7 protein-coding genes and 1 pseudogene are annotated in these 9,529 nt (G+C 38.4%); all 8 read left to right on the top strand.

Annotation, left to right across the window (positions count from 1 at the left end; translation table 11 throughout):
* Nucleotides 1-602, top strand: a pseudogene (locus GZA11_RS15615) (group II intron maturase-specific domain-containing protein); the annotation flags it as partial.
* Between the two features lie 180 nt (nucleotides 603-782).
* Nucleotides 783-1,499, top strand: coding sequence for a response regulator transcription factor (locus GZA11_RS15610; RefSeq protein WP_038536659.1), 717 nt, complete (start codon nucleotides 783-785; stop codon nucleotides 1,497-1,499).
* A complete protein-coding gene (pnpS, locus tag GZA11_RS15605) occupies nucleotides 1,496-2,902 on the top strand; it encodes a two-component system histidine kinase PnpS (protein ID WP_163184343.1) in 1,407 nt (468 codons plus the stop codon). Before GZA11_RS15610 ends, pnpS begins: the two co-directional genes overlap by 4 nt.
* A gap of 18 nt (nucleotides 2,903-2,920) precedes the next feature.
* A complete protein-coding gene (gene polA, locus GZA11_RS15600) occupies nucleotides 2,921-5,557 on the top strand; it encodes a DNA polymerase I (RefSeq protein ID WP_163184342.1) in 2,637 nt (878 codons plus the stop codon).
* Nucleotides 5,558-5,582: 25 nt separating this feature from the next.
* The gene (gene mutM, locus GZA11_RS15595; RefSeq protein ID WP_038536654.1) at nucleotides 5,583-6,410 is read left to right on the top strand and encodes a DNA-formamidopyrimidine glycosylase; all 828 of its coding nucleotides are present in this window, start codon (nucleotides 5,583-5,585) and stop codon (nucleotides 6,408-6,410) included.
* A gap of 98 nt (nucleotides 6,411-6,508) precedes the next feature.
* Complete coding sequence (gene ytaF / locus GZA11_RS15590) at nucleotides 6,509-7,138, top strand: sporulation membrane protein YtaF (protein WP_038536653.1); 630 nt, start codon at nucleotides 6,509-6,511, stop codon at nucleotides 7,136-7,138.
* An 18-nt stretch (nucleotides 7,139-7,156) separates the two neighbouring features.
* The gene (gene coaE / locus GZA11_RS15585; protein ID WP_038536651.1) at nucleotides 7,157-7,777 is read left to right on the top strand and encodes a dephospho-CoA kinase; all 621 of its coding nucleotides are present in this window, start codon (nucleotides 7,157-7,159) and stop codon (nucleotides 7,775-7,777) included.
* A 308-nt stretch (nucleotides 7,778-8,085) separates the two neighbouring features.
* Nucleotides 8,086-9,117 carry a glyceraldehyde-3-phosphate dehydrogenase gene (locus tag GZA11_RS15580; RefSeq protein ID WP_038536649.1) on the top strand — a complete coding sequence of 344 codons (1,032 nt, stop codon included), beginning with the start codon at nucleotides 8,086-8,088 and terminating at the stop codon, nucleotides 9,115-9,117.
* Nucleotides 9,118-9,529 lie beyond the last annotated feature (412 nt).

Here is a 9,529-nt window from a genome sequence, read left to right as displayed (position 1 = left end):
TATGCGGATGACTGTAACATCTATGTGAAAACAAAGAAAGCAGGAATTCGTGTCATGAACTCCATTACTAACTTTATTGAGAAGGAGTTAAAACTCAAGGTAAATAAAGAGAAATCGGCGGTTGACCGTTCTTGGAAACGGAAGTTTCTCGGTTTCAGCTTCACATTCAATAAGGCTCCAAAGGTACGGATTGCGAACGAAAGTGTGAAACGTTAGAAGAACAAGATCCGTGAAATTACATCAAGGTCGAAACCGTATCCAATGGAGAAAAGGATTGAGAAACTGAACAAGTATTTAATGGGATGGTGCGGATATTTTGCCTTGGCAGAAACACCAAGTAAGTTCAAAGAATTTGATGAATGGATTAGACGAAGGCTTCGGATGTGTTTGTGGAAAGAATGGAAAACCCCGAAAACAAGAATTCGGAAACTCAGAGGATTAGGGGTTCCAAGCCATAAGCATTCGAATGGGGAAATACACGCAAGAAATATTGGCGGATTGCCTGCAGTCCCATTCTACACAAAACCCTCGACACCTCCTATTGGAAGAGTCGAGGGTTAAGAAGTCTATTCGAAAGATATCAAGAGCTACGTCAAACTTAATTGAACCGCCGTATACCGAACGGTACGTACGGTGGTGTGAGAGGTCGGGGGTTAGTCACCCCCTCCTACTCGATTTATACTAACAGAGCTTCCGTCAAGGCTTCCGTATCGGAATTCTATTTTGTTTTATATTATAATGTAAATGAAGAATAGAATGGACAGTTATATGGGAGGCCCTATATGAAAACTAAAATTTTGGTCGTGGATGATGAACAGCCGATTGTAACATTGCTTAAATACAATTTAGAGCAAGCCGGCTATGACGTGATAACAGCGATGGATGGAAAAGAAGGTAAACGGCTAGCGGAACTCGAGTCCCCGGATATTATCATTTTAGATCTTATGCTTCCAAAACTGGATGGCATGGAAGTATGTAAGCAGCTAAGACAAGAAAAAATTATGATTCCGATATTAATGTTGACAGCAAAAGACGATGAATTTGAAAAAATATTGGGCTTGGAATTAGGCGCTGATGATTATATGGTGAAACCATTTAGTCCGCGGGAAGTAATTGCCCGAGTCAAAGCGATTTTAAGAAGAACCCAGGCTCAAACAGAAACTGTTAAGGACAATACTATAGAAGAGACTCAAATAAAGATTGGGAACTTAACCATTTATCCAGAAAAATATGAAGCTTATTTTAAAGATCAATTACTAGAATTAACGTTAAAGGAATTTGAATTACTTCATTATTTGGCTCAAAATAAAGGATGTGTGCTGACACGGGATCAATTGCTCAGCTCTGTTTGGAATTATGATTTTGCTGGGGATACTAGAATTGTCGATGTGCACATTTCCCATCTAAGAGAAAAAATTGAAGAGGATACGAAGAAACCAGTTTACATTAAAACTGTTAGAGGACTTGGATATAAAATTGAGGGGCCAAAACAGGAATGACCAAATTTTATTTAAAACTTTTAATCGTACTAATTGCTATCCTTATTTTTTTATTTATAGGCTTAGAAATCTTGTTTGCCCAAATTTTTAATTATAATGAACTAAAACAAGCCTATGGACAAATTTGGTGGATTCTCTCTATCAGCCATTGGGTTGCCATTATCTTAACTGTTTATTGTGGAATTCGGGTTTGGGCTTCATTTACGAAATCGATCAAGGAAGCAACAAATGTTGCTGTTGAGCTGGCGAAGGGAAACTACCGTGCCCGGACTACTATGGAAAGTTTGGATGAATCTGGGATGCTTGCTACATCCATCAATAGGCTGGCTGAAAACTTGCAAGAGCTCGTGAAAAAACAAGAAATGCAACAGGATCGATTAACTGCATTGATTGAAAATATGGGCGCTGGCCTTATTTTAATTGACAGTGGTGGATATATCAATCTTGTTAATAAAGGATATACTGATATATTTCAAATTTTTCCAAGCGACTATTTAAATAAGATGTATTATGAAGTGATCGAGCAAAAAGAAGTATGTGATTTAATTGCTGAAGTATTTCGGACGGAACAAAAAGCCAGCAGGCAGCTATTAATTCCATTATATATTGAGAGACGCTATTTCGATGTCTACGGTGTTCCGATACTTGGAGCAAATAATGTTTGGAAAGGGGTTCTCCTAGTTTTCCATGATATTACGGAGTTGAAAAAATTGGAACAAATGCGCAAGGATTTTGTTGCCAATGTTTCACATGAATTAAAAACTCCTGTCACGTCCATTAAAGGATTTACAGAGACACTGTTGGACGGAGCCATGAATAATAAGAAGACTTTGGAAGCATTCCTTTCCATCATTCAAAAGGAAAGTGACCGTTTGCAATCCCTGATTCAAGATTTACTTGATTTGTCTAAAATCGAACAGCAAGGCTTCAAACTTTCTATAGTCCCACTTAACATTTATATATTATTGGATGAAGTGGTCGCCCTTCTTCAGGGAAAAGCACAGCCAAAGGAGATTAATCTTGAATTAATTAGTGAAAAGAAAAATGTAATGATTACTGGTGATGTGGATCGGTTAAAGCAAGTTTTTATCAATTTAATTGGCAATGCCATTACCTATACTCCGACAAAAGGGAATGTAAAAGTGGTTCTTATAGATTGTCAGGAGCATGTTCGAATACATGTTAAAGACTCCGGAGTGGGAATCGAAAAGGAAGAAATCCCACGAATATTTGAACGATTTTACCGAGTTGATAGAGCAAGGAGCCGTAACTCAGGGGGGACGGGACTAGGCTTAGCGATTGTTAAACATCTTGTTGAAGCCCATCATGGGACCATTTCGGTAAGAAGTAATTTGGGTGAAGGCAGTGAATTTATCATTGAGCTTAGGAAAAATTTGAATTGATGTTGGAAGGTGAAAAACGTGAAAAAGAAAAAGCTGGTGCTAATTGATGGGAATAGTATAGCCTATCGCGCATTTTTTGCACTGCCTCTATTAAATAATGATAAAGGAATACATACTAATGCCGTCTATGGCTTTACAATGATGCTAATGAAAATTCTTGAAGACGAAAAGCCTACTCATATGTTAGTGGCTTTTGATGCAGGTAAAACGACTTTTCGTCATAAAACATTTGAAGAATACAAAGGTGGAAGACAAAAAACTCCGCCAGAATTATCAGAGCAATTTCCTTTTATTCGGGAGCTTTTGGATGCTTACGGCATTTCCCGGTACGAGCTTGAAAATTATGAAGCAGATGATATTATTGGAACACTATCTTTAAATGCTGAAAAAGAAGGATTTGAAGTAAAAATCATATCTGGGGATAAAGACTTGACCCAGCTTTCATCAAACCATACAACTGTGGGAATTACCCGTAAAGGAATTACGGATATTGAAGAATATACACCAGAACATATCAAAGAAAAGTATGGACTAGTTCCAGAACAAATTATTGATATGAAGGGGTTAATGGGGGATACCTCTGACAATATTCCGGGTGTTCCGGGAGTAGGAGAAAAGACTGCTATTAAACTTCTCAAGGAATTTTCATCACTCGAAAAATTATTTGAGTCTATCGATCAAGTAAGTGGTGCTAAATTAAAAGAAAAGCTACAGAATTTTAAAGATCAGGCCATTATGAGTAAACAGCTGGCTACAATCGAAAGGCATGCACCAATCAAAGTTGATTTAGATGATATAACCTATGAAGGGTATGCAAAAGAAAAAGTGGTCACCTTGTTTAAAGAATTAGGCTTTCAATCTTTATTAGACAAGTTTGGAGAGGATTCGGAGTCCGGTACCTCAGATGAACTTGAGGAAATTGAAGTGGAAATTCCAGCCCAAATAACTGAGGAACTATTTGCTGAACATAGTAATTTTTATGTCGAAATGCTGGAGGATAATTATCATACTGCAGAGATCCTAGGCTTTTCCATTGTTAATGAAAACGGCCATTTCTTTCTGCCAACAGAACAGGCATTACAATCAGAAGCCTTTAAGAATTGGGCGGAGGACGAATCAAAGAAGAAAACCGTTTACGACGTAAAACGGACTGAAGTTTCCTTAAGGAAAAGGAATATTCACTTAAAGGGTGCGGATTTTGATATATTAATGGCCTCTTATATATTAAATCCATCGGAGACCGGTGAAGATTTGGCTGCGATTGCGAAAAAATATCAAATCGGCAATATCCAGTCAGATGAAGCATTTTATGGAAAAGGAGCCAAGCGCAAAATTCCGGAAATGAACAAGCTTGCAGAACATCTTGTTCGAAAAGGTCTTGTGATGTCTCAATTACGTGAAAAGCTTGAAGACGAATTAATAAAGAATGAACAATTTGATTTATTTAGAGAGCTTGAAATGCCACTTTCTCTCATTTTGGCGGATATGGAATTCTTCGGTATAAAAGTGGAAAGAAAGCGCCTTGAAGCAATGGGCCGGGAATTAAACGAAAGGCTCATTGAAATAGAAGAAAAAATATGTGAATTGGCCGGTGAAAAATTTAATATCAACTCACCGAAACAACTGGGAGTTATTTTATTCGAAAAACTGGGGTTGCCATCGCTCAAAAAAACAAAGACTGGATATTCTACATCTGCGGATGTTCTTGAGAAGCTTGCCCCTGAACATGAAATCATTGAACATATCCTTTTATTTAGACAGTTAGGAAAACTGCAATCAACTTATATTGAAGGGCTATTAAAAGTCATTGATCCGAAAACGGAAAAGGTCCATACAAGATTCCAGCAAACATTAACGGCGACTGGAAGATTAAGCTCGATTGATCCAAACCTTCAGAATATCCCAATTCGCCTGGAGGAAGGAAGAAAAATTCGGCAGGCTTTTGTCCCATCAGAGCCTGGCTGGGTGATTTTTGCGGCCGATTATTCACAAATTGAGCTGCGTGTTCTTGCCCATATTTCAGGTGATGAAAAGTTGATTCAGGCGTTTAAAGATGATCTAGATATTCATACAAAAACGGCCATGGAGGTTTTTCATGTTGACCAAGAGGAAGTCACTTCGAATATGCGCCGTCAAGCAAAGGCTGTAAATTTTGGAATTGTGTACGGAATCAGCGATTATGGCTTATCCCAATCACTCGGCATATCAAGAAAGGAAGCTGGCAATTTCATTGAGCGTTATTTAAACAGCTACCCAGGTGTAAAGGAATACATGGACGATATTATCCACCAGGCAAAGGAAAAGGGGTTTGTTACTACACTCCTTCATAGAAGAAGATATATCCCGGAAATAACAAGCCGCAATTTTAATCTGAGAAGTTTTGCTGAGAGGACGGCAATGAATACGCCAATTCAAGGTAGTGCCGCTGACATTATTAAAAAAGCAATGATTGATATGGATGAAGCATTAAAGGATAAAGGATTAAAAACACGACTCTTGCTTCAGGTTCACGATGAACTGATTTTTGAGGCACCTGAAGAGGAAATCGAAATTTTAAAGGAATTAGTGCCATTAGTCATGGAAAATGCTGTTGAACTATCCGTTCCGCTGAAAGTGGATTATTCCTACGGCCCAACCTGGTTTGACGCGAAATAATCATACTTCATAAGGTGGGATTCAAATGCCGGAACTTCCAGAAGTTGAAACCGTCAGGAAGACATTAAAAAAACTCGTTATTAATAAAACCATAGCAAATATAACCATTTACTGGCCAAAAATCATCAAATATCCTTTAGAGATAGAACAGTTTATTGATGCGTTAAAAGGAGAAACAATTATAGATGTTAGTCGGCGTGGAAAATTTTTAATTATTTATACCGGACAATATGCCTTAGTTTCCCATTTGCGGATGGAAGGAAGGTATGGTTTGTTTTCGAAGGAAGATCCATTTGATAAACATACTCATGTGATCTTCCATTTTACTGATGGAACGGAACTCAGGTATCGTGATGTTCGCAAGTTCGGCACCATGCATTTATATAAAAAAGGTGATGAATTTTTAAAACCTCCATTAGCAAAACTTGGTCCTGAGCCATTTTCAGAGGATTTTACGGTTGAATATCTTAGTAGTAAATTGAGAAAAACAAATCGAAAAATTAAACCAGCCTTATTGGATCAGGAAATATTGGTCGGTCTAGGTAATATTTATGTCGATGAAGCTCTATTTCGTTCGGGAATTCATCCTGAAAGGATTGCCAGCTCTTTAGTGGATGAGGAAATTTCTCTTCTCCACAAAGAGATTACTTCCACATTACGAGAAGCGGTTGAAAAAGGAGGAAGCACCATTCGCTCTTATGTCAATTCACAAGGAGAAATTGGGATGTTTCAGCTGGAATTATATGCGTATGGTCGAAAAGGAGAACCATGTAAAAACTGTGGAAGAGAGATTGTAAAAACAACGGTAGGAGGGAGAGGCACCCATTTCTGTCCTAACTGTCAAAGGCTGTAAACTATATGTGAATTAAAAGCTGAGAACGACTGACACACACTAGATAGGCTCCCACCATATACTATTGTAGTGATTTTCAGGAAGGAGTCCTAGACACTATGAGTCAGTTGTTCTCACTTCTCATCCTTGCTTTTGCTCTCAGTCTTGACAGCTTTAGCGTTGGTTTTACCTATGGATTGAGAAAAATGGCAATACCACTTAAATCCATCCTCATTATTGCTACTTGTTCCGCCATCTCGCTTATGATTGCCGTGTCAATTGGACATGGTCTTGAAAAAATATTATCACCAAGTATTACAGCAAAGTTGGGGGGATTTATATTAATAGGGCTTGGCGCCTGGGTGTTATATCAATTCTTCCGTCCGGAAAGGGAACCAATTGATACGGAAAAAATGATTGTAAATTTTGAAATCCGTTCACTGGGGTTGGTTATTAATATATTAAGAAAACCAATGTCTGCGGATTTCGATAAATCGGGCACGATCACTGGAATCGAAGCGTTTATGTTAGGTTTTGCTCTATCCATTGATTCATTCGGTGCAGGAATCGGTGCAGCCATGCTAGGATTCTCTCCCCTAAAACTAGCCGTAACCGTGGCTGTTATGAGTTCATTATTTGTCCTTTTAGGGATCAAAAGTGGTGCCTTGTTCCACAAAATTGATTGGATTCAAAAGTTCGCTATTTTACCCGGTATCCTTTTAATTATTATTGGAATATGGAAAATCTGATAGAGAAAGGAAAAGAGAATGACGCTTATTATCGGATTGACAGGCGGAATTGCTAGTGGAAAAAGTACAGTATCAACCATGCTTAAGGAAATGGATATACAAGTCATAGATGCAGATATAGAAGCGCGGCTGGCCGTACAAAAAGGCGAGCAAGCTTATAAGAAAATTATTGCTGAATTCGGTGAAGATATTTTAATGGATAATGGTGAAATAGACCGAAAAAAGCTGGGCGCCATTATATTTCACGATGAGGATAAACGACAGACCTTAAATGGGATCGTTCATCCCGAAGTTAGAAAACGAATGATGACGAAAATAGAAGAGGCGAAAAAGAATCAAGAGGAAATAATCGTCCTTGATATTCCTCTTCTTTTTGAAAGTAAATTAACGTATTTGGTCGATAAAACGATACTTGTTTATGTAGATTTAGAAACCCAATTAAAACGGCTGATGGCAAGAAACCAACTCACTGTAGAGGAAGCAAAGGCAAGAATTAATTCACAAATGCCTCTTGTTGACAAGATTAGACTAGCGGATGCAGTGATTGACAATAATGGGTCGATCGATTATACAAGAAAACAACTTTTACAAGTGCTGTCAGAATGGGGATTCAATAAGGCTAATTTGAGAAGGGAATAGAATTAATATTCTCTTCTTTTTTTTGTCTATTTTTTGCATTATGCAAGATATACACTCGCTCTCCATCCTACAATTCATAAAAATGTGTCATACTACAGTCCTGATTGTGTGGAATTTTTTATATTGGTGGAATTCCCTAGTTTGATAGTTGCTATCAAACCAAGGGATTCTTTTTATTAATAAATTATCAGAATTATAAAACTTAAAAAAATATGCGTTTTATTCATCACAAATAAAATTAAATGTGTTATACTAATAACAACAGAAAGAGATAAAAAGTATAACATTAATTCGGAAGGGGCCGTAAAATGAAAGCACGTATTGCAATTAACGGTTTTGGGAGAATTGGAAGGATGGTTTTTAGACAAGCGATCCTTGAAGAAAAACTTGATGTGGTAGCCATTAATGCAAGCTATCCTGCTGAAACTTTGGCACATTTAATCAAGTATGACACCAATCATGGGACTTTCCAGGGAGATGTCATCCCTTTAGATAATGAATTAATCGTAAATGGAAAAAGAGTAAAACTATTAAGCAATCGTAATCCTGAAGAATTGCCATGGAGCGAATTAGGAATTGATATTGTCATTGAGGCAACTGGAAAATTTAACTCCAGAGAAAAGGCTGCCCTACATCTTGAAGCAGGCGCGAAAAGAGTCATATTAACTGCACCAGGTAAAAACGAAGATGTAACGATTGTCATGGGTGTAAACGAGGAAATGCTGGACATCGAAAAACATGAGATCATTTCTAATGCATCTTGTACAACCAACTGCCTCGCACCAGTAGCAAAAGTATTGGATGATAAGTTTGGCATTGAAAGTGGTTTAATGACGACTGTCCATGCTTATACAAATGACCAAAAGAATATTGATAATCCGCACAAAGACTTACGCAGAGCGCGTGCTTGTGGACAATCTATCATTCCTACGACAACGGGAGCGGCAAAAGCATTATCACTTGTCCTGCCACAACTGAAAGGAAAACTTCATGGTATGGCACTTCGTGTCCCAACACCAAACGTCTCCCTTGTCGATTTGGTTGTAGACTTAAAGCAGGATGTAACCATTGAGGATGTTAATAATGCGTTTAAAGAAGCTGCTAGTGGTTCTTTAAAAGGTATTTTGGATTTCACCATGGAACCACTCGTATCGGTAGATTTTAACACAAATGAACACTCCGCCATTATCGATGGACTGTCCACTATGGTGATGGGAACACGTAAAGTAAAAGTCCTTGCTTGGTACGACAATGAATGGGGATATTCAGCCCGTGTGGTGGATCTAAGTCTGTACGTGGCTGAGCAACTACTACAAAAGTCTCGAGTTAAGGTTGGTTAATAACAAAGTAAAAATGCTGTCGAATAGGCAGCATTTTTTTTATGTGCGCCCGGCATGGGTGTAATCTATAGGGTGAAAGTCCCGAGCTGCGAAGGCAGAAGTAGCAGTTAGCTTAACGCAAGGGTGTCCGTGGTGACGCGGAATCTGAAGGAAGCGAGCGGCAAACTTCCGGTCTGAGGAACACGAACTTCATATGAGGCTAGGTATCACTGGGTGAGTTTGCATGACAAAACAAAGCCCTTTCTGCCGAAGGTGATACAGAGTAAATGAAGCAGATGGATGGAAGGAAAGATTACACTCTTACCCGGGGAGGTCTGGCTGGCACGCCAAGTAACCTTGGTAACCTATCTAGTGATAGATAGCTGAGCAGTCAGAAGTCAGCAGAAGTCATAGTACTCTTTCAAGCTCGAGA

Source organism: Neobacillus sedimentimangrovi (assembly GCF_010614825.1).
Classification (GTDB): domain Bacteria; phylum Bacillota; class Bacilli; order Bacillales; family Cytobacillaceae; genus Neobacillus; species Neobacillus thermocopriae.
This window is presented reverse-complemented; position numbering and strand designations above follow the sequence as displayed.